This window comes from Chryseobacterium sp. 1B4, from assembly GCF_036631475.1.
Taxonomy (GTDB): domain Bacteria; phylum Bacteroidota; class Bacteroidia; order Flavobacteriales; family Weeksellaceae; genus Chryseobacterium.
Genome location: NZ_JAPNUF010000009.1, coordinates 172,808 through 193,926, shown reverse-complemented (window position 1 = coordinate 193,926; position 21,119 = coordinate 172,808). Strand labels below are relative to the sequence as shown.

Annotated in this window: 11 protein-coding genes, 4 tRNA genes and 6 rRNA genes; 17 read left to right on the top strand and 4 right to left on the bottom strand. The window is 42.3% G+C overall.

What is annotated here, in order from left to right; translation table 11 throughout:
* The first annotated feature begins 90 nt into the window (after window positions 1–90).
* The 3 genes from folE (at window position 91) to cysS (ending at window position 2,781) form a co-directional block, all read left to right on the top strand.
* The gene (folE, locus tag OWR28_RS20115; RefSeq protein ID WP_002983392.1) at window positions 91–756 is read left to right on the top strand and encodes a GTP cyclohydrolase I FolE; all 666 of its coding nucleotides are present in this window, start codon (window positions 91–93) and stop codon (window positions 754–756) included.
* 102 nt (window positions 757–858) lie between these two features.
* Window positions 859–1,191, top strand: a complete 333-nt coding sequence (locus OWR28_RS20110) for a DinB family protein (RefSeq protein ID WP_332388236.1) — start codon at window positions 859–861, stop codon at window positions 1,189–1,191.
* Between the two features lie 123 nt (window positions 1,192–1,314).
* Window positions 1,315–2,781, top strand: a complete 1,467-nt coding sequence (gene cysS, locus OWR28_RS20105) for a cysteine--tRNA ligase (RefSeq protein ID WP_332388234.1) — start codon at window positions 1,315–1,317, stop codon at window positions 2,779–2,781.
* A 96-nt stretch (window positions 2,782–2,877) separates the two neighbouring features.
* Here the strand turns inward: cysS and OWR28_RS20100 are convergent, their stop codons facing one another.
* A complete protein-coding gene (locus OWR28_RS20100) occupies window positions 2,878–3,135 on the bottom strand; it encodes a hypothetical protein (protein ID WP_332388233.1) in 258 nt (85 codons plus the stop codon).
* Between the two features lie 980 nt (window positions 3,136–4,115).
* Here OWR28_RS20100 and OWR28_RS20095 point away from each other — a divergent pair.
* From OWR28_RS20095 to rrf (OWR28_RS20075), 5 genes are all read left to right on the top strand, one after another.
* Window positions 4,116–5,632, top strand: a 16S ribosomal RNA gene (locus OWR28_RS20095).
* 212 nt (window positions 5,633–5,844) lie between these two features.
* Window positions 5,845–5,918: transfer RNA gene (locus tag OWR28_RS20090), tRNA-Ile, on the top strand.
* Between the two features lie 94 nt (window positions 5,919–6,012).
* A tRNA-Ala gene (locus OWR28_RS20085) sits at window positions 6,013–6,086 on the top strand.
* Window positions 6,087–6,239: 153 nt separating this feature from the next.
* Window positions 6,240–8,992 (top strand): 23S ribosomal RNA (locus OWR28_RS20080).
* Between the two features lie 169 nt (window positions 8,993–9,161).
* A 5S ribosomal RNA gene (rrf, locus tag OWR28_RS20075) occupies window positions 9,162–9,269 on the top strand.
* Window positions 9,270–9,643: 374 nt separating this feature from the next.
* Here rrf (OWR28_RS20075) and OWR28_RS20070 read toward each other — a convergent pair.
* Window positions 9,644–9,787: a hypothetical protein gene (locus tag OWR28_RS20070; RefSeq protein WP_332388232.1), complete on the bottom strand. Its 144-nt coding sequence runs from the start codon at window positions 9,785–9,787 to the stop codon at window positions 9,644–9,646.
* Between the two features lie 1,048 nt (window positions 9,788–10,835).
* On the opposite strand from OWR28_RS20070, the gene OWR28_RS20065 reads away from it, so the two are divergent.
* The 5 genes from OWR28_RS20065 to rrf (OWR28_RS20045) all read left to right on the top strand — a co-directional run bounded on the left by OWR28_RS20065 (window position 10,836) and on the right by rrf (OWR28_RS20045) (window position 15,989).
* Window positions 10,836–12,352, top strand: a 16S ribosomal RNA gene (locus OWR28_RS20065).
* A 212-nt stretch (window positions 12,353–12,564) separates the two neighbouring features.
* Window positions 12,565–12,638, top strand: a tRNA-Ile gene (locus OWR28_RS20060).
* Window positions 12,639–12,732: 94 nt separating this feature from the next.
* Window positions 12,733–12,806: transfer RNA gene (locus OWR28_RS20055), tRNA-Ala, on the top strand.
* Between the two features lie 153 nt (window positions 12,807–12,959).
* Window positions 12,960–15,712 (top strand): 23S ribosomal RNA (locus OWR28_RS20050).
* A gap of 169 nt (window positions 15,713–15,881) precedes the next feature.
* A 5S ribosomal RNA gene (gene rrf, locus OWR28_RS20045) occupies window positions 15,882–15,989 on the top strand.
* The 16S, 23S and 5S rRNA genes sit together here with 4 tRNA genes alongside, the layout of an rRNA operon.
* A gap of 393 nt (window positions 15,990–16,382) precedes the next feature.
* On the opposite strand, the gene OWR28_RS20040 is transcribed toward rrf (OWR28_RS20045), so the two are convergent.
* Window positions 16,383–16,526 (bottom strand): hypothetical protein, encoded by a 144-nt coding sequence (locus OWR28_RS20040; protein WP_332388231.1) that lies wholly within the window; start codon window positions 16,524–16,526, stop codon window positions 16,383–16,385.
* Window positions 16,527–17,075: 549 nt separating this feature from the next.
* Window positions 17,076–17,198, bottom strand: a complete 123-nt coding sequence (locus tag OWR28_RS20035; protein WP_332388230.1) for a hypothetical protein — start codon at window positions 17,196–17,198, stop codon at window positions 17,076–17,078.
* Window positions 17,199–17,804: 606 nt separating this feature from the next.
* On the opposite strand from OWR28_RS20035, the gene OWR28_RS20030 reads away from it, so the two are divergent.
* From OWR28_RS20030 to OWR28_RS20015, 4 genes are all read left to right on the top strand, one after another.
* Window positions 17,805–18,017 carry a hypothetical protein gene (locus OWR28_RS20030; RefSeq protein ID WP_332388229.1) on the top strand — a complete coding sequence of 71 codons (213 nt, stop codon included), beginning with the start codon at window positions 17,805–17,807 and terminating at the stop codon, window positions 18,015–18,017.
* A gap of 92 nt (window positions 18,018–18,109) precedes the next feature.
* Window positions 18,110–18,967 carry a T9SS type A sorting domain-containing protein gene (locus tag OWR28_RS20025; protein ID WP_332388228.1) on the top strand — a complete coding sequence of 286 codons (858 nt, stop codon included), beginning with the start codon at window positions 18,110–18,112 and terminating at the stop codon, window positions 18,965–18,967.
* Between the two features lie 126 nt (window positions 18,968–19,093).
* The gene (locus OWR28_RS20020) at window positions 19,094–20,077 is read left to right on the top strand and encodes a 4-alpha-glucanotransferase (RefSeq protein WP_332388227.1); all 984 of its coding nucleotides are present in this window, start codon (window positions 19,094–19,096) and stop codon (window positions 20,075–20,077) included.
* 29 nt (window positions 20,078–20,106) lie between these two features.
* On the top strand, window positions 20,107–20,991 hold the full coding sequence (locus OWR28_RS20015) for a 4-alpha-glucanotransferase (RefSeq protein WP_332388226.1): 885 nt from the start codon (window positions 20,107–20,109) through the stop codon (window positions 20,989–20,991).
* The last annotated feature ends 128 nt before the right edge of the window (window positions 20,992–21,119 follow it).

Sequence of the window (21,119 nt, the reverse complement as noted above, 5' to 3'; positions counted from 1 at the left end):
CAGAACTGGTTATAAAAGATAAGGTTTTTCATCCTAATTGAATAGAGATGAACAGATATTATCCGTATTTTTGCTGCAAATTAAATAAAAATGGTTGATTTTACTGATAACGACGATGATATTTTCACAGGAAAAGAACATACGCCTATAAGGGAAGATGCTTTTGATAAATCGCCACAGGAAAAAATTGAAAAAATTACTGAGCTTTTTGGCGAGATTATGGAAACGCTGGGGTTAGATATGACGGATGATTCCCTGAAAGACTCCCCAAGACGTGTTGCCAAAATGTATGTAAACGAGATTTTCGGAGGTCTTCTTCCTGAAAATAAACCGGGAATCTCCACCTTCTCCAATAAATATAAATACCGCCAGATGTTGGTGGAAAAAGATATCACTGTATATTCTTTTTGTGAACACCACTTTCTGCCCATTATAGGAAGAGCCCATGTTGCTTATATTTCCAATGGAGAAGTAATTGGTCTTTCAAAAATTAACAGGATTGTTGATTACTATGCAAAAAGGCCTCAGGTTCAGGAAAGGCTTACCATGCAGATTGTAGACGCTTTGAAAGAAGCTTTAGGAACAAAAGACGTAGCCTGTATCATTGATGCCAAACATCTTTGTGTTAACTGCAGAGGAATAAAAGATACGGCGAGTTCTACAATTACGGCAGAATTAAGTGGTATTTTCAGAACAAACCCTATTACCAGACAGGAATTCTTACATTACGTAGGAAGTCACGCAAAACTAGATTAATAAAATGAACTACCAGATCCTCAAAAATATTATTGACACTGAGCTTCAGAGATTTCAAAATATATCTGAAGAAGAATGGTCGTATAAAAGTTCTCCGGAAAAATGGTCCAAAAAGAAATTATTGGCCATCTTTGTGACAGTGCTTTAACAAATATCCGTAGATTTGTCGTTACCCAATACAAAGAGAATGAGAATATCGTTTATGATCAGAATTTTTGGGTAAAAGCACAGAACTATCAGAATGTTCCTACTTCAGATCTTATTGGCCTGTGGAAATCTTTGAACTATCAGATTGTTCATGTTGTAGAAAATATTCCGGATGAAGCATTGCAAAGAACCTGCGATACCACCAAAACAGAACTTCAAAGGTTTACCCTGGAGTTTATTATTAAGGATTATGTAGATCATTTGCAGCATCATTTAAAAGCGATTTAATAATGATAAAATTTAAAAAAGTTTCATATAAAATTTTTATCACGACAATTATTTGTTGTGACAAAGGTATTTTTTAACTAATTTTTGAATCTTTAAAATCATTAAATCTTTAACTTAAAATAAATGCAATTAAAAATATATAACTCCCTTACAGCGGAAAAAGAAATATTCAAACCTATCTTGGAAGGAAATGTCGGAATGTATGTCTGCGGACCTACAGTGTACAGCAATGTGCATTTAGGAAATGTAAGAACTTTCCTTTCCTTCGATTTTATCTACCGTACCCTGATGCATTTGGGGTATAAAGTAAGATATGTAAGAAATATTACTGATGCTGGCCACCTTACCGATGATGGAAATGTAGATAATGACAGGTTCGTTAAGCAGACCAGACTTGAAAAGCTGGAGCCTATGGAAATTGTACAGAAATATACAGTAGATTTCCATAAAGTACTGGATATGTTCAATCTGCTGCCTCCAAACATCGAACCTACCGCTACAGGACATATTGTAGAACAGATAGAATTGACTCAAAAGCTGATTGAAAGGGGTTTTGCTTACGAGAGCAACGGTTCGGTATACTTCGATGTATTAGAATATAACAAAAGAGGATTGAACTATGGTGAACTTTCAAAACGCAATATAGAAGAGCTTTTCGCCAATACCAGAGATCTGGACGGACAAGGAGAAAAGAAAAACCCACAGGATTTTGCATTGTGGAAAAAAGCCTCTCCCGCTCACATTATGAGATGGAATTCCCCTTGGGGAGAAGGTTTCCCGGGATGGCACCTTGAATGTACTGCCATGAGTACAAAATATCTGGGCGAAACATTCGATATCCATGGAGGAGGAATGGATCTTAAGTTCCCTCACCATGAATGTGAAATTGCACAAGGTAAAGCTTGCAACGATGCCGCACCGGTAAATTACTGGATGCATGCCAATATGCTGACCATGAATTCTCAGCGCATGAGCAAATCTACAGGAAACTATATCCTTCCGATGCAGCTGGTTACAGGAGACAATGACTTCTTTGAAAAGCCATTCCATCCTTCAATAGTGCGTTTCTGCTTCCTGCAGGCACACTACAGAAGTGTTCTGGATATTTCAAACGATGCCATGATAGCGAGCGAAAAAGGATTCATCAGATTAATGGAAGCTGTAAAAGTATTAAACTCTATGACTGCTGATGATACAAAACAATCCGGTTTCAATCTGCAGGAATGGAAAAATAAAGCATATGACGCTTTAACAGATGATTTCAATTCACCAATCCTGATTGCCCACCTGTTTGAAGCGGTGAAATACATCTTTGCTTTGAATGATGGTAAAGAAACGATCTCAACTGCTGATCTTGAAGATTTAAAAACTACGCTCAACGCCTTTATCTTTGATGTTTTAGGGTTACAGACCGTAGAAGAAAATAATAACGAAAAACTTGATCAGACCCTAAAAGTTTTAATCGAACTGAGAAATCAGGCAAGAAAATCCAAAAACTTCGAGCTTTCAGACCAGATCAGAGACAAGCTGCTTGCAGAAGGCATCGAATTAAAAGATGGAAGAGACGGAACATCATACGTCCTGAACTAAAATATAACTTCGTTTTATCCCCATTCCGTAGGAGTCCATTATATAAGGCTCTTACGGAATGTTTTTTTTAGATACAGCAGAAAATCCATCAAAATTTCATATTCCTCTTTTTATCCTCACTTTTTCCAATTCTCTTATACTCTCCCTCTCTGACTCTCCGGCCCTCCAACTCTCCAACTTTTTCAGGAGCTTCATCCTGCTATCCATTTCTACTCCTCGCGCCGGGACTTCCCATCTCAAGCCCTCTCGCTCCGGCTTCTGCTGCGGGGTAACTATTGCTATCAGGGCTAGGGAAGGAGTTGTTAATGATGAATGATGAATGATGAATGATGAATGATGAATGATGAATTTCATGGTAGGAGGATATAGTGGTCCGGGTTATTGTGTTGCGAGCTTCGGGTTAGTGAATCCAAGCCTTTATTTCCATTGTGTCATTCCGTAGGAATCCAAACCTCTTGACCAGAGTAAAGGATGTAAGTTAGCAGGATAATGTCTAAAATCTTTTTTACAGTTGGTATTATCCGTGTCATGCTACGGACAAGTTTTGTCCGGACTCCTGTGGATTGACAATGCTGTGTTTGATATATAATATGGTGTATCATCAATACAATAGGAACCAGGTATAATTCTGAACTTGTCGAAGAAAGCTTGTTTTCTTCTATAGTCTGGTTTCTACTATATAATATATATGCTATTTTGATCAAGGTCAACCCCGCACCCCGAATTCCGAACCCGAATCACCCCATTATCCCTTTCCCCGCCCTCCAACTCCCGGACGCTCCCACGCTTCCCACCCAGGACCCCAAACAAATGTTTAAAATTTTTCTACCTGCCTGCCAGCGCTTTAAGCTGAAATATTACGAAACGGTAAAATTTAAGTTAAATAAACTTGTTTTGCGTTGTAAGAAGTTGCTATCTTTGCCCCACTGAAAACGAGAGTAGATCAGTAAGCGCAGAAGAGCCTTTGGATAGGCAGAGACAATATGACTCCGAAAAGAGACAGACGAAAAAAACTTCAAAACTTTTTGTAAAAAGAGTTGCGGGATAAAAAAGAGTTTGTATCTTTGCAGTCCGAATAAATCGGAGCGCAGGAGCAGGGTGATTGAGATGTTGGATAAGGATTAAGGTTACTTAAAAAACTTTAAAATTTTTCTTTAAAACATTTGGTCATTACAAAATAAAGTTTTACTTTTGCACTCGCAAATACGGAGCGACACTGACAGAAAGATTGCTTCGTTATAAAGCGGAAGATATAAAGATCATTGACATACAATATAACAACCAAGTAAGGAAAAACTAAAGCGTTAAAAACTTTGAGTGAGTCGGACAAACATACAATGGAGAGTTTGATCCTGGCTCAGGATGAACGCTAGCGGGAGGCCTAACACATGCAAGCCGAGCGGTAGAGATCTTTCGGGATCTTGAGAGCGGCGTACGGGTGCGGAACACGTGTGCAACCTGCCTTTATCTGGGGGATAGCCTTTCGAAAGGGAGATTAATACCCCATAATATATTGAGTGGCATCACTTAATATTGAAAACTCCGGTGGATAGAGATGGGCACGCGCAAGATTAGATAGTTGGTGAGGTAACGGCTCACCAAGTCTGCGATCTTTAGGGGGCCTGAGAGGGTGATCCCCCACACTGGTACTGAGACACGGACCAGACTCCTACGGGAGGCAGCAGTGAGGAATATTGGACAATGGGTGCAAGCCTGATCCAGCCATCCCGCGTGAAGGACGACGGCCCTATGGGTTGTAAACTTCTTTTGTATAGGGATAAACCTAGATACGTGTATCTAGCTGAAGGTACTATACGAATAAGCACCGGCTAACTCCGTGCCAGCAGCCGCGGTAATACGGAGGGTGCAAGCGTTATCCGGATTTATTGGGTTTAAAGGGTCCGTAGGCGGATTTGTAAGTCAGTGGTGAAATCTCACAGCTTAACTGTGAAACTGCCATTGATACTGCAAGTCTTGAGTGTTGTTGAAGTAGCTGGAATAAGTAGTGTAGCGGTGAAATGCATAGATATTACTTAGAACACCAATTGCGAAGGCAGGTTACTAAGCAACAACTGACGCTGATGGACGAAAGCGTGGGGAGCGAACAGGATTAGATACCCTGGTAGTCCACGCCGTAAACGATGCTAACTCGTTTTTGGGCTTTCGGGTTCAGAGACTAAGCGAAAGTGATAAGTTAGCCACCTGGGGAGTACGAACGCAAGTTTGAAACTCAAAGGAATTGACGGGGGCCCGCACAAGCGGTGGATTATGTGGTTTAATTCGATGATACGCGAGGAACCTTACCAAGGCTTAAATGGGAAATGACAGGCTTAGAAATAGGCTTTTCTTCGGACATTTTTCAAGGTGCTGCATGGTTGTCGTCAGCTCGTGCCGTGAGGTGTTAGGTTAAGTCCTGCAACGAGCGCAACCCCTGTCACTAGTTGCCATCATTAAGTTGGGGACTCTAGTGAGACTGCCTACGCAAGTAGAGAGGAAGGTGGGGATGACGTCAAATCATCACGGCCCTTACGCCTTGGGCCACACACGTAATACAATGGCCGGTACAGAGGGCAGCTACACTGCGAAGTGATGCAAATCTCGAAAGCCGGTCTCAGTTCGGATTGGAGTCTGCAACTCGACTCTATGAAGCTGGAATCGCTAGTAATCGCGCATCAGCCATGGCGCGGTGAATACGTTCCCGGGCCTTGTACACACCGCCCGTCAAGCCATGGAAGTCTGGGGTACCTGAAGTCGGTGACCGTAACAGGAGCTGCCTAGGGTAAAACAGGTAACTAGGGCTAAGTCGTAACAAGGTAGCCGTACCGGAAGGTGCGGCTGGAACATCTCATTTTAGAGCGTCAAAAGACGTTAAACAAAATCAGTATCGTAAGATACAAAGTACTTGCTTCAAAGTAAAGCTTTAGTTTTTTGTTTGGTTGCTATATAACAATACAAAACCCACTAGAAATTAGTACAGGGAAGAGATACAAGAGCCGAGAGCCCAGACCCAAGACGATAGAAAGTCTTGTATCTAGCATCTTGGATCTAAAAGTCTAAAAAGACAGTCTCGTAGCTCAGCTGGTTAGAGCGCTACACTGATAATGTAGAGGTCGGCAGTTCGAGCCTGCCCGAGACTACTAATTAAAAAGACGGGAAGATGAAAGAGTCAGGAGTCAAGACATAATTAAAAAGTCTTGTATCTGGCCTCTGGGGTCTCTTAGTCTACTAGAGGGGGAATTAGCTCAGCTGGCTAGAGCGCCTGCCTTGCACGCAGGAGGTCAAGGGTTCGACTCCCTTATTCTCCACAGTTTTGGAAGTTTGATTTAAAAGTTACGGATGGAGCCAACAACAACATCTGTTGATCAAGCTGAAAGAAAGAAATAAAGATCATTGACATTAACGGTAAAGACATCACAAAGAGAAAACCGAGCGCATAAAGCGCTTGAGTAACCAATAGGAAAGAAATCGTTAAGGGCGTATGGCGGATGCCTAGGCTTTCAGAGGCGACGAAGGACGTGGTAAGCTGCGAAAAGCTGCGGGGATTGGCACACACGAATTGATCCGCAGATATCCGAATGGGGCAACCCGGCATATTGAAGATATGTCACCTCGTAAGAGGAGCAAACCCGGAGAACTGAAACATCTAAGTACCCGGAGGAAAAGAAATCGAAGAGATTCCGTAAGTAGTGGCGAGCGAAAGCGGATTAGCCCAAAAGTCTTTATATATTTAGAAGAATGTTCTGGAAAGAACAGCCAAAGACGGTGATAGCCCGGTATTCGAAAGGTATATATTGATGATAAATGAGTAGGGCGGGACACGTGAAATCCTGTCTGAATATGGGGGGACCATCCTCCAAGGCTAAATACTCCTGAAAGACCGATAGTGAACAAGTACTGTGAAGGAAAGGTGAAAAGCACTTCGAATAGAAGGGTGAAATAGAACCTGAAACCGTACGCCTACAAGCGGTCGGAGCAGCATTAAGCTGTGACGGCGTGCCTTTTGCATAATGAGCCTACGAGTTAATTTTACTAGCGAGGTTAAGGTATTAAGTACCGGAGCCGAAGCGAAAGCGAGTCTGAATAGGGCGGTGAGTTAGTAGGATTAGACGCGAAACCTTGTGATCTACCCATGGGCAGGTTGAAGCTCTGGTAACACAGAGTGGAGGACCGAACCGGTTGACGTTGAAAAGTCTTCGGATGACCTGTGGGTAGGGGTGAAAGGCCAATCAAACTGGGAGATAGCTCGTACTCTCCGAAATGCATTTAGGTGCAGCGTCGATGTTAAGTTTATTAGAGGTAGAGCTACTGATTGGATGCGGGGGTTTCACCGCCTACCAATTCCTGACAAACTCCGAATGCTAATAAATGTTCGTCGGCAGTGAGGGCATGGGTGCTAAGGTCCATGTCCGAGAGGGAAAGAACCCAGACCAACAGCTAAGGTCCCCAAATATATGTTAAGTTGAAACAACGCGGTTGGACTGCATTGACAGCTAGGATGTTGGCTTGGAAGCAGCCATTCATTTAAAGAGTGCGTAACAGCTCACTAGTCGAGCGGTCCGGCATGGATAATAATCGGGCATAAACATATTACCGAAGCTATGGATTTATAATTATTATATCTGGTAGGAGAGCATTCTATTTGCGCCGAAGCAGTACTGTGAGGTATTGTGGAGCGGATAGAAAAGAAAATGTAGGCATAAGTAACGATAAAGCAGGCGAGAAACCTGCTCACCGAAAGACCAAGGCTTCCTCAGCCATGCTAATCAGCTGAGGGTTAGTCGGGACCTAACGCGAACCCGAGAGGGGTAGTGGATGGACACAGGGTTAATATTCCCTGACTTGCTCACAATAAAAGGGGACGGTTGGATGTATCTGCTGGAGACTGACGGAATAGTCAAGGCCTAGCCTTCGGGCGAAGCTGCTGTAGAGTAATCTGATCCAAGAAAAGCCGAAGTGAAGCAACCCGTACCAAAACCGACACAGGTGGTCGAGGAGAGAATCCTAAGGTGCTCGAGTGAGTCGTGGCTAAGGAACTAGGCAAAATAGTCTCGTAACTTCGGAAGAAGAGACGCCATCAGCAATGGTGGCCGCAGTGAAGAGGCCCAGGCGACTGTTTATCAAAAACACAGGACTCTGCTAAATCGAAAGATGCTGTATAGGGTCTGACACCTGCCCGGTGCTGGAAGGTTAAGGAAGGTGCTTAGCGTAAGCGAAGGCATTGACTGAAGCCCCAGTAAACGGCGGCCGTAACTATAACGGTCCTAAGGTAGCGAAATTCCTTGTCGGGTAAGTTCCGACCTGCACGAATGGTGTAACGATCTGGGCACTGTCTCAGCCACGAGCTCGGTGAAATTGTAGTATCGGTGAAGATGCCGATTACCCGCAATGGGACGAAAAGACCCTGTGAACCTTTACTATAACTTCGTATTGACTTTGAGTAAGTAATGTGTAGGATAGGTGGGAGGCTTTGAAGCAGGCACGCTAGTGTTTGTGGAGCCGTCGTTGAAATACCACCCTTTACTTACTTGGAGCCTAACTTCCTATGGAAGGACATTGCGTGGTGGGTAGTTTGACTGGGGTGGTCGCCTCCAAAAGAGTAACGGAGGCTTTCAAAGGTACCCTCAGCACGCTTGGTAACCGTGCGTAGAGTGTAATGGCATAAGGGTGCTTGACTGTGAGACCTACAAGTCGATCAGGTGCGAAAGCAGGACATAGTGATCCGGTGGTTCCGTATGGAAGGGCCATCGCTCATAGGATAAAAGGTACTCCGGGGATAACAGGCTAGTCTCCCCCAAGAGCTCACATCGACGGGGAGGTTCGGCACCTCGATGTCGGCTCGTCACATCCTGGGGCTGGAGAAGGTCCCAAGGGTTGGGCTGTTCGCCCATTAAAGTGGCACGCGAGCTGGGTTCAGAACGTCGTGAGACAGTTCGGTCTCTATCTATTGCGGGCGTTAGATGTTTGAGAGGGCTTGATTCTAGTACGAGAGGACCGAATTGAACAAACCTCTGGTGTATCAGTTGTACCGCCAGGTGCACCGCTGAGTAGCTACGTTTGGAAGAGATAAGCACTGAAAGCATATAAGTGCGAAACTCGCCTCAAGATGAGACATCTTTTAAGGGTCGTTGTAGATGACGACGTTGATAGGCTACAGGTGTAAAGACAGTAATGTCATAGCCGAGTAGTACTAATTACCCGTAGATTTATAGTCTATGGTTACTGTATCGAAAATAAAAAGACAAGTTCTTTATGCGCAGAAAAGGTTTTGTCTTTGTGAAAGTTTTTATCGCTTAAAACAGATGTCAGATGTAAGACATCAGATAACAGACCATACAATCTGAAATCTGAGATCTCCCCTCTGATATCTTATATACCTTCTTTAGGGTGGTTTTAGCGGTGGGGCTCACCTGTTCCCATTCCGAACACAGAAGTTAAGCCCACCAGCGCCGATGGTACTGCTAACGCGGGAGAGTAGGCCGCCGCCAGTTTTTATTTTATTTTTAAAAATCCTTTATCATAACGATAAAGGATTTTTTTGCTTTATACCCAAGACAGGCTTAAGCTATGAGTAATGAGTAATCAGTAATAATTGATGAATGATAAACGATACACCAATCACTCATTATTTATCATTCATCGTTTATTGTTCATCATTCATCGTTTATCCCACGTTGTCACTCCGCAGGAGTCTAAACAATGCATTTACATTTGAAATTATAGTTCATTATAAATCTTAAGCATCCAAAGCCTTTATAACCACTCAACTCTGGGACCCTGAAGCTCTGATAACTAAGTCTGGATTCCTGCGGAATGACACAATTGGAACAGGATTAAGACCATTGAGACAGAGGGTATTTATAACTCACGGTGTATAACTCTTTATTAGTTCCATCCCAAACCCCAGAAATCCATACCCCGGAACCCGTATCCCGAACCTTGTAACATCATTCATCATTGATCTCTTATCAGTAAATGATGTACTGCTGTCATTATTACCGTTTATCATTCCCTCCACATTGTCACTCCGCAGGAGTCTAAACAATGGATTTACATTTGAAATTATAGTTCATTATAAATCTTAAGCATTCAGAGCCTTTGACCACTCAACTTCGGGACCTGAAGCTCTGATAACTAAGTCTGGATTCCTGCGGAATGACATAATTGGAACAGGATTAAGACCATTGAGACAGAAGCATTATAACCCCGGTTTACAACTTTACAATTTATGGTATGGCTTAAATCCCAGAAGCACGTACATACCACAGAACCCGTATCCGAATCCCTGATCATATCATTTAACTTGCCCAGTCCTGGCATAAGCTGTTTTATTTAATTCATAGTTTCCTTTTTAATTTACTACTTCATATTTCACAATTTTTGAGATGCATCAGACAGTTAATCTTCACATAGTCTTTAAACTATTTTTATTGGGCTAATAAATAAATTATGCTTCTATTAAGCATTAGCACAATAATTATTCGATTTATAAATTTATTAATACTCACTGTGGATAAGTATTATTTTGTATATAACTTTATATATATCAATAGATTAAATCATGTAATTACTCACAATGGTTTTAGTATTGTAAAATTTAAGTTAAATAAACTTGTTTTGCGTTGTAAGAAGTTGCTATCTTTGCCCCACTGAAAACGAGAGTAGATCAGTAAGCGCAGAAGAGCCTTTGGATAGGCAGAGACATTATGACTCCGAAAAGAAACAGACGAAAAAAACTTCAAAACTTTTTGTAAAAAGAGTTGCGGGATAAAAAAGAGTTTGTATCTTTGCAGTCCGAATAAATCGGAGCGCAGGAGCAGGGTGATTGAGATGTTGGATAAGGATTAAGGTTACTTAAAAAACTTTAAAATTTTCTTTAAAAACATTTGGTCATTACAAAATAAAGTTTTACTTTTGCACTCGCAAATACGGAGCGACACTGACAGAGAGATTGCTTCGTTATAAAGCGGAAGATATAAAGATCATTGACATACAATATAACAACCAAGTAAGGAAAAACTAAAGCGTTAAAAACTTTGAGTGAGTCGGACAAACATACAATGGAGAGTTTGATCCTGGCTCAGGATGAACGCTAGCGGGAGGCCTAACACATGCAAGCCGAGCGGTAGAGATCTTTCGGGATCTTGAGAGCGGCGTACGGGTGCGGAACACGTGTGCAACCTGCCTTTATCTGGGGGATAGCCTTTCGAAAGGGAGATTAATACCCCATAATATATTGAGTGGCATCACTTAATATTGAAAACTCCGGTGGATAGAGATGGGCACGCGCAAGATTAGATAGTTGGTGAGGTAACGGCTCACCAAGTCTGCGATCTTTAGGGGGCCTGAGAGGGTGATCCCCCACACTGGTACTGAGACACGGACCAGACTCCTACGGGAGGCAGCAGTGAGGAATATTGGACAATGGGTGCAAGCCTGATCCAGCCATCCCGCGTGAAGGACGACGGCCCTATGGGTTGTAAACTTCTTTTGTATAGGGATAAACCTAGATACGTGTATCTAGCTGAAGGTACTATACGAATAAGCACCGGCTAACTCCGTGCCAGCAGCCGCGGTAATACGGAGGGTGCAAGCGTTATCCGGATTTATTGGGTTTAAAGGGTCCGTAGGCGGATTTGTAAGTCAGTGGTGAAATCTCACAGCTTAACTGTGAAACTGCCATTGATACTGCAAGTCTTGAGTGTTGTTGAAGTAGCTGGAATAAGTAGTGTAGCGGTGAAATGCATAGATATTACTTAGAACACCAATTGCGAAGGCAGGTTACTAAGCAACAACTGACGCTGATGGACGAAAGCGTGGGGAGCGAACAGGATTAGATACCCTGGTAGTCCACGCTGTAAACGATGCTAACTCGTTTTTGGGCTTTCGGGTTCAGAGACTAAGCGAAAGTGATAAGTTAGCCACCTGGGGAGTACGAACGCAAGTTTGAAACTCAAAGGAATTGACGGGGGCCCGCACAAGCGGTGGATTATGTGGTTTAATTCGATGATACGCGAGGAACCTTACCAAGGCTTAAATGGGAAATGACAGGCTTAGAAATAGGCTTTTCTTCGGACATTTTTCAAGGTGCTGCATGGTTGTCGTCAGCTCGTGCCGTGAGGTGTTAGGTTAAGTCCTGCAACGAGCGCAACCCCTGTCACTAGTTGCCATCATTAAGTTGGGGACTCTAGTGAGACTGCCTACGCAAGTAGAGAGGAAGGTGGGGATGACGTCAAATCATCACGGCCCTTACGCCTTGGGCCACACACGTAATACAATGGCCGGTACAGAGGGCAGCTACACTGCGAAGTGATGCAAATCTCGAAAGCCGGTCTCAGTTCGGATTGGAGTCTGCAACTCGACTCTATGAAGCTGGAATCGCTAGTAATCGCGCATCAGCCATGGCGCGGTGAATACGTTCCCGGGCCTTGTACACACCGCCCGTCAAGCCATGGAAGTCTGGGGTACCTGAAGTCGGTGACCGTAACAGGAGCTGCCTAGGGTAAAACAGGTAACTAGGGCTAAGTCGTAACAAGGTAGCCGTACCGGAAGGTGCGGCTGGAACATCTCATTTTAGAGCGTCAAAAGACGTTAAACAAAATCAGTATCGTAAGATACAAAGTACTTGCTTCAAAGTAAAGCTTTAGTTTTTTGTTTGGTTGCTATATAACAATACAAAACCCACTAGAAATTAGTACAGGGAAGAGATACAAGAGCCGAGAGCCCAGACCCAAGACGATAGAAAGTCTTGTATCTAGCATCTTGGATCTAAAAGTCTAAAAAGACAGTCTCGTAGCTCAGCTGGTTAGAGCGCTACACTGATAATGTAGAGGTCGGCAGTTCGAGCCTGCCCGAGACTACTAATTAAAAAGACGGGAAGATGAAAGAGTCAGGAGTCAAGACACAATTAAAAAGTCTTGTATCTGGCCTCTGGGGTCTCTTAGTCTACTAGAGGGGGAATTAGCTCAGCTGGCTAGAGCGCCTGCCTTGCACGCAGGAGGTCAAGGGTTCGACTCCCTTATTCTCCACAGTTTTGGAAGTTTGATTTAAAAGTTACGGATGGAGCCAACAACAACATCTGTTGATCAGACTGAAAGAAAGAAATAAAGATCATTGACATTAACGGTAAAGACATCACAAAGAGAAAACCGAGCGCATAAAGCGCTTGAGTAACCAATAGGAAAGAAATCGTTAAGGGCGTATGGCGGATGCCTAGGCTTTCAGAGGCGACGAAGGACGTGGTAAGCTGCGAAAAGCTGCGGGGATTGGCACACACGAATTGATCCGCAGATATCCGAATGGGGCAACCCGGCATATTGAAGATATGTCACCTCGTAAGAGGAGCAAACCCGGAGAACTGAAACATCTAAGTACCCGGAGGAAAAGAAATCGAAGAGATTCCGTAAGTAGTGGCGAGCGAAAGCGGATTAGCCCAAAAGTCTTTATATATTTAGAAGAATGTTCTGGAAAGAACAGCCAAAGACGGTGATAGCCCGGTATTCGAAAGGTATATATTGATGATAAATGAGTAGGGCGGGACACGTGAAATCCTGTCTGAATATGGGGGGACCATCCTCCAAGGCTAAATACTCCTGAAAGACCGATAGTGAACAAGTACTGTGAAGGAAAGGTGAAAAGCACTTCGAATAGAAGGGTGAAATAGAACCTGAAACCGTACGCCTACAAGCGGTCGGAGCAGCATTAAGCTGTGACGGCGTGCCTTTTGCATAATGAGCCTACGAGTTAATTTTACTAGCGAGGTTAAGGTATTAAGTACCGGAGCCGAAGCGAAAGCGAGTCTGAATAGGGCGGTGAGTTAGTAGGATTAGACGCGAAACCTTGTGATCTACCCATGGGCAGGTTGAAGCTCTGGTAACACAGAGTGGAGGACCGAACCGGTTGACGTTGAAAAGTCTTCGGATGACCTGTGGGTAGGGGTGAAAGGCCAATCAAACTGGGAGATAGCTCGTACTCTCCGAAATGCATTTAGGTGCAGCGTCGATGTTAAGTTTATTAGAGGTAGAGCTACTGATTGGATGCGGGGGTTTCACCGCCTACCAATTCCTGACAAACTCCGAATGCTAATAAATGTTCGTCGGCAGTGAGGGCATGGGTGCTAAGGTCCATGTCCGAGAGGGAAAGAACCCAGACCAACAGCTAAGGTCCCCAAATATATGTTAAGTTGAAACAACGCGGTTGGACTGCATTGACAGCTAGGATGTTGGCTTGGAAGCAGCCATTCATTTAAAGAGTGCGTAACAGCTCACTAGTCGAGCGGTCCGGCATGGATAATAATCGGGCATAAACATATTACCGAAGCTATGGATTTATAATTATTATATCTGGTAGGAGAGCATTCTATTTGCGCCGAAGCAGTACTGTGAGGTATTGTGGAGCGGATAGAAAAGAAAATGTAGGCATAAGTAACGATAAAGCAGGCGAGAAACCTGCTCACCGAAAGACCAAGGCTTCCTCAGCCATGCTAATCAGCTGAGGGTTAGTCGGGACCTAACGCGAACCCGAGAGGGGTAGTGGATGGACACAGGGTTAATATTCCCTGACTTGCTCACAATAAAAGGGGACGGTTGGATGTATCTGCTGGAGACTGACGGAATAGTCAAGGCCTAGCCTTCGGGCGAAGCTGCTGTAGAGTAATCTGATCCAAGAAAAGCCGAAGTGAAGCAACCCGTACCAAAACCGACACAGGTGGTCGAGGAGAGAATCCTAAGGTGCTCGAGTGAGTCGTGGCTAAGGAACTAGGCAAAATAGTCTCGTAACTTCGGAAGAAGAGACGCCATCAGCAATGGTGGCCGCAGTGAAGAGGCCCAGGCGACTGTTTATCAAAAACACAGGACTCTGCTAAATCGAAAGATGCTGTATAGGGTCTGACACCTGCCCGGTGCTGGAAGGTTAAGGAAGGTGCTTAGCGTAAGCGAAGGCATTGACTGAAGCCCCAGTAAACGGCGGCCGTAACTATAACGGTCCTAAGGTAGCGAAATTCCTTGTCGGGTAAGTTCCGACCTGCACGAATGGTGTAACGATCTGGGCACTGTCTCAGCCACGAGCTCGGTGAAATTGTAGTATCGGTGAAGATGCCGATTACCCGCAATGGGACGAAAAGACCCTGTGAACCTTTACTATAACTTCGTATTGACTTTGAGTAAGTAATGTGTAGGATAGGTGGGAGGCTTTGAAGCAGGCACGCTAGTGTTTGTGGAGCCGTCGTTGAAATACCACCCTTTACTTACTTGGAGCCTAACTTCCTATGGAAGGACATTGCGTGGTGGGTAGTTTGACTGGGGTGGTCGCCTCCAAAAGAGTAACGGAGGCTTTCAAAGGTACCCTCAGCACGCTTGGTAACCGTGCGTAGAGTGTAATGGCATAAGGGTGCTTGACTGTGAGACCTACAAGTCGATCAGGTGCGAAAGCAGGACATAGTGATCCGGTGGTTCCGTATGGAAGGGCCATCGCTCATAGGATAAAAGGTACTCCGGGGATAACAGGCTAGTCTCCCCCAAGAGCTCACATCGACGGGGAGGTTCGGCACCTCGATGTCGGCTCGTCACATCCTGGGGCTGGAGAAGGTCCCAAGGGTTGGGCTGTTCGCCCATTAAAGTGGCACGCGAGCTGGGTTCAGAACGTCGTGAGACAGTTCGGTCTCTATCTATTGCGGGCGTTAGATGTTTGAGAGGGCTTGATTCTAGTACGAGAGGACCGAATTGAACAAACCTCTGGTGTATCAGTTGTACCGCCAGGTGCACCGCTGAGTAGCTACGTTTGGAAGAGATAAGCACTGAAAGCATATAAGTGCGAAACTCGCCTCAAGATGAGACATCTTTTAAGGGTCGTTGTAGATGACGACGTTGATAGGCTACAGGTGTAAAGACAGTAATGTCATAGCCGAGTAGTACTAATTACCCGTAGATTTATAGTCTATGGTTACTGTATCGAAAATAAAAAGACAAGTTCTTTATGCGCAGAAAAGGTTTTGTCTTTGTGAAAGTTTTTATCGCTTAAAACAGATGTCAGATGTAAGACATCAGATAACAGACCATACAATCTGAAATCTGAGATCTCCCCTCTGATATCTTATATACCTTCTTTAGGGTGGTTTTAGCGGTGGGGCTCACCTGTTCCCATTCCGAACACAGAAGTTAAGCCCACCAGCGCCGATGGTACTGCTAACGCGGGAGAGTAGGCCGCCGCCAGTTTTTATTTTATTTTTAAAAATCCTTTATCATAACGATAAAGGATTTTTTTGCTTTATACCCAAGACAGGCTTAAGCTATGAGTAATGAGTAATAATTGATGAATGATAAACGATACACCAATCACTCATTATTTATCATTCATCATTTATCATTCATCATTTATCATTCATCGTTTATTGTTCATCATTCATCGTTTATCCCACGTTGTCACTCCGCAGGAGTCTAAACAATGCATTTACATTTGAAATTATAGTTCATTATAAATCTTAAGCATTCAGAGCCTTTGACCACTCAACTCTGGGACCCTGAAGCTCTGATAACTAAGTCTGGATTCCTGCGGAATGACACAATTGGAACAGGATTAAGACCATTGAGACAGAGGTTATTTATAACTCACGGTGTATAACTCTTTATTACTTCCACCCCAAACCCCAGAAATCCATACCCCGGAACCCGTATCCCGAGTCTTGTAACATCATTCATCATTGATCTCTTATCAATAAATGATGTACTGCTGTTATTATTACCGTTTATCATTCCCTCCACGTTGTCACTCCGCAGGAGTCTAAACAATGCATTACATTTGAAATTATAGTTCATTATAAATCTTAAGCATCCAAAGCCTTTATGACCACTCAACTCTGGGACCCTGAAGCTCTGATAGCTAAGTCTGGATTCCTGCGGAATGACATAAGTGGAACAGGATTAAGACCATTGAGACAGAAGCATTATAACCCACGGTTTACAACATTATAATTTATGGTATGGCTTAAAACTCAGAAGCACATACCACAGAACCCGTATCCCGAACCCCGGTTCCCATCATTAATAACTTATCATTCATCGTTTATCATTTACCACTCATCACATACCCCTTGTCACTCCGCAGGAGTCTAAACAATGCATTTACATTTGAAATTATAGTTCATTATAAATCTTAAGCATCCAAAGCCTTTATAACCACTCAACTCTGGGACCCTGAAGCTCTGATAACTAAGCCTGGATTCCTGCGGAATGACATAATTGGAACAGGATTAAGACCATTGAAACAGAGGGTATTTATAACTCACGGTGTATAAATCTTTATTACTTCCATCCCAAACCCCAGAAATCCATACCCGGAACCCGTATCCCGAGTCTTGTAACATCATTCATCATTGATCTCTTATCAGTAAATGATGTACTGCTGTCACTATTACCGTTTATCATTCCCTCCACGTTGTCATTCCGCAGGAGTCTAAACAATGCATTTACATTTGAAATTATAGTTCATTATAAACCTTAAGCATCCAAAAGCTTTATGACCACTCAACTCTGGGACCCTGAAGCTCTGATAACTAAGTCTGGATTCCTGCGGAATGACACAATTGGAACAGGATTAAGGCCATTGAAACAGAGGGTATTTATAACTCACGGTGTATAACTCTTTATTAGTTCCATCCCAAATCTCAGAAGCACATACCCCGGAACCCGTATCCCGAACCTTGTAACATCATTAATAACTTATCATTCATCATCCATTCATCATCATAGCCCCGATAGCAATGGTTACCCCGCAGCAAGCGCTGAGACCCTTCGGCTTCGCTCAGGGTGACAGCGCAGGCGCGAGGAGTAAGAATGAATAGCGGGAGAAAGCTCCTGATGTACAATTATATATATGATGGCCAACAGAATGAATAGCTACAGTCTGATGATAGCTGAAATTTCTGAATTTGTATCCAACTTTATTCAATTATAAGAGATTTTTGTTTTTAGAATTCCAAAATTATGTAACTTAGTACCATCAAATTCATTACGAATCTAAAAATATATAATATGAAAAAACATTTATTCCCTTTATTTTTACTGCTATTAGGTTTAAATGCGCAAGCACAGCAGGATTTCTTTGCGATTACCGGAAAAGATACTCAAAGTATTACTTTCAATGATTTTCGTGCTATTGATGGTACAAACGGAGTGTCAGGAGAGAAATTTTTACGGCAGATTCTTCTGCAAGAGTATTTTCACAAACTAAAAAAGGTATTGTAGCGGAAGACAGAAATTCTTACAGCAATTCTCAGGCAGTAACGTTAGCTGCACTTGCATATGATACTTCGAATAATAACCTGGTATACATGCCTATGTTTTCTTCGAATATCTATGTTTTGAATCCGAAGACAAAAGAAATCACTTTAGTGGAAAATAATGAGGCAAGAGTGTCATCATGTGATATTAATTCTCATATTACCAGGATGGCAACGGGGTATAACGGTAAGATTTATGCTGTAAATAATGCCGGAACACAATTTTTAGAAATCAGTAGAAAGGATGGACAATATGTGGTGAATGACCTGGGAATTATCAAAGATGATGCTTCTAATGGCAGAAATTCATTTACCGCTATGGAAACTGGATTTGGAGGGGATATGGTTGCAGATGCAGATAACAATTTTTATATTTTTTCGGCTTCGGGAAATGTTTTCAAAGTCCTGACGAATGATTTAAAAGCTAAATTTATAGGTAAGATTGCAGGCATTCCGGATAACTATTCTGTAAACGGATCGGCAGTAAATGCTCAGGGCAAAGTCGTAATAGCCAGTGCAAAAGGGGGAGCATTATATGAAGTAGATCTTGCAACTTTACAGGCAAAACAGCTACCGGGTGAGCAAGGACTTCATATTTATGATCTGGCGAGTAAATATTTTGTGAATGATAAACATTCAACAGCAAACACTTTTGCAGATCTTGATATTTATCCAACAAGAGTTGATGAACATTATATTAATGTTCATGCTGGCAACAAAATAAAAGGCACTGTTAAGCTGAATATCTTTGATATGGCAGGTAAGAATGTTATGACTCAGAATGTTTCAGTAAAAGAAGGCTCATCAGATGAGAAAGTATACCTTAAAGGATTGGTGACCGGTGCTTATATTGTAAATATTACTGATGAATCAGGAAAAGTAATATTCAATAAAAAGATTCTTGTAACCAAATAGCAGATTGCTATAAATCAATATATAAAAACCTTTTCAATCTGTTTTGAGAAGGTTTTTTAATGATTATTTGATATTCAATAAGTTTTATTTTTCGATATTAAAATGTACTTTTATAAAAAAATATAGATGAAACTATACTTTAATGTAGGATATATTGTAAAGGCGGGAGAGAATTTGCAGCTGGTATTTGGTGAAGATGAACATGCCTTACACGTCCATACTATGTTTTATGCAGAAAATGGGTTATGGAAATGCGAAGTAGACTATTTCTCAAAATCCATTACTTATCGATATAGGGTTGTTAATGAAAAAGGAAATGTTTTAAGAGAGGAATTCGTTCCGCATCATTTAAGTTTTCCTCATAATTATAAGGAGTTTATCATCTTTGATGAATGGAACAATAAAAACTTTCCTGAAAATTATTTAAACAATAAAATTCTCTATAACAAGCTGCATGATTTTGTTCCTGAAAGAATAACGGTTTTAAAAAAACATACCCATCTCTTCAGAATAGAAGCTCCTATTTATAATCCGGATTGGAGAATTGTTCTTTTTGGAAGTACAGCATCTTTGGGAAACTGGAACTATGACAAGGTTATTCACCTGCACCAGACCGATTTTGGAATGTGGGAAGCCTCTGTTGAAATTCCTGAAAATGAATTTGTCGAGTTTAAATACTGTATATTTGATATCAAGGAAAACAGGGTCATAGATGTAGAAACCGGCGGAAACAGATCAACGGCTGCCAATCTGTTAAGCGATGTACTGCAGATTGTTTCCAATCATTATTTCAGGTTTAAAGGATACCAGATGTACCATGATGCCGGTGTGGCAGTTCCGGTATTCTCTCTGAGAAGTGAAGATGGCTTCGGGGTAGGAGAATTTGCGGATTTAAAAAAACTGGCAGACTGGACGAAAGAAACTAATCTTGGTATTATTCAGATTCTTCCGATTAATGATACTACAGCCAGTTATTCCTGGACAGATTCATATCCATACGCTGCAGTGTCCGTTTATGCTTTACACCCACAATATATCTCTTTAGAAAACCTTGACTACCTTATACCGAAAGAATTAGTTGAAGAGTATTTGTCTCAAAAGAAAAGTTAAACGCCTTAGATCTGATCGACTATGAAACGATGATTGAAGGGAAATGGAAATATCTTACAGCTGTTTTCAATAAGGAAAAAGACAAAATTTATAAAGACAGAAACTTCAAAAAATTCATTAAGGATAATGAATACTGGCTCGTACCCTATTCAGCATTCTGTGTTTTGAGGGATAAATATAAGACACCGAATTTTAATGAGTGGAAAACCCACAAAAAATATATTGCCGGAAAGATCTCACAGTTCTTTACCACGAAAAGCAAAGATTACGATACCTCAATGCTCCATGCCTGGGTACAGTATCAATTACACTTGCAGCTGAAGGATGCCGTTGATTATACCCATAACCTGGGAATTTCGTTGAAAGGAGACCTCCCGATCGGTATTTACAGATACTCTGTGGAAGCATGGACAGAACCAGAGTTATTCGGAATGGATTTTCAGGCAGGTGCACCACCGGATCAGTTTACGGAACTGGGACAGAACTGGGAATTCCCTACCTACAATTGGGAAGCTATGAAAGCAGATGACTACAGATGGTGGAAAAACAGGTTCAAAGCATTGGAGCAATATTTTGATGCCATGAGAATCGACCATATTTTAGGTTTCTTCAGGATATGGAGAATGCCTGTTTCAGCCGTACAAGGAATATTAGGGTACTTTTATCCGGCTGTTCCTATTGTAGCGGATGAATTTAAGGCCTGGCAGATTCCGTTCAATTTTGACAGGTATTGTAAGCCATTTATCAACAACAAGATCTTATGGGATTATTTTGGAGATGAAAGCGGAAAGGCTCTTGAATTGATGAACCGTAATGAAGACGGTACCTATGCTTTTAAAGAAGAGTTTGATACCCAGAGGAAGCTGGTTGATTTCTTTAAGAAAAATCCTATGGCCTGCTGGAAGAAAAACTGATTTCTCTATGTGCCAACGTTTTATTCCTCCCAGAGGAAAGAAATGGGAAAACGGTTTACCATCCGAGATTCAATGTATACAATACAGAATCTTATAAATACCTTCCGGAATCTGAGCAGAAAAATATT

What these genes read in the sequence shown, in the direction of transcription:
- folE (WP_002983392.1), top strand. Translation starts at nt 91, where the DNA reads ATGGTTGATTTTACTGATAACGACGATGATATTTTCACAGGAAAAGAA.
- OWR28_RS20110 (WP_332388236.1), top strand. Translation starts at nt 859, where the DNA reads ATGGTCCAAAAAGAAATTATTGGCCATCTTTGTGACAGTGCTTTAACA.
- cysS (WP_332388234.1), top strand. Translation starts at nt 1,315, where the DNA reads ATGCAATTAAAAATATATAACTCCCTTACAGCGGAAAAAGAAATATTC.
- OWR28_RS20100 (WP_332388233.1), bottom strand. Translation starts at nt 3,135, where the DNA reads ATGAAATTCATCATTCATCATTCATCATTCATCATTCATCATTCATCA.
- OWR28_RS20070 (WP_332388232.1), bottom strand. Translation starts at nt 9,787, where the DNA reads ATGATAAACGGTAATAATGACAGCAGTACATCATTTACTGATAAGAGA.
- OWR28_RS20040 (WP_332388231.1), bottom strand. Translation starts at nt 16,526, where the DNA reads ATGATAAACGGTAATAATAACAGCAGTACATCATTTATTGATAAGAGA.
- OWR28_RS20035 (WP_332388230.1), bottom strand. Translation starts at nt 17,198, where the DNA reads ATGATAAACGGTAATAGTGACAGCAGTACATCATTTACTGATAAGAGA.
- OWR28_RS20030 (WP_332388229.1), top strand. Translation starts at nt 17,805, where the DNA reads ATGAAAAAACATTTATTCCCTTTATTTTTACTGCTATTAGGTTTAAAT.
- OWR28_RS20025 (WP_332388228.1), top strand. Translation starts at nt 18,110, where the DNA reads ATGTTTTCTTCGAATATCTATGTTTTGAATCCGAAGACAAAAGAAATC.
- OWR28_RS20020 (WP_332388227.1), top strand. Translation starts at nt 19,094, where the DNA reads ATGAAACTATACTTTAATGTAGGATATATTGTAAAGGCGGGAGAGAAT.
- OWR28_RS20015 (WP_332388226.1), top strand. Translation starts at nt 20,107, where the DNA reads ATGATTGAAGGGAAATGGAAATATCTTACAGCTGTTTTCAATAAGGAA.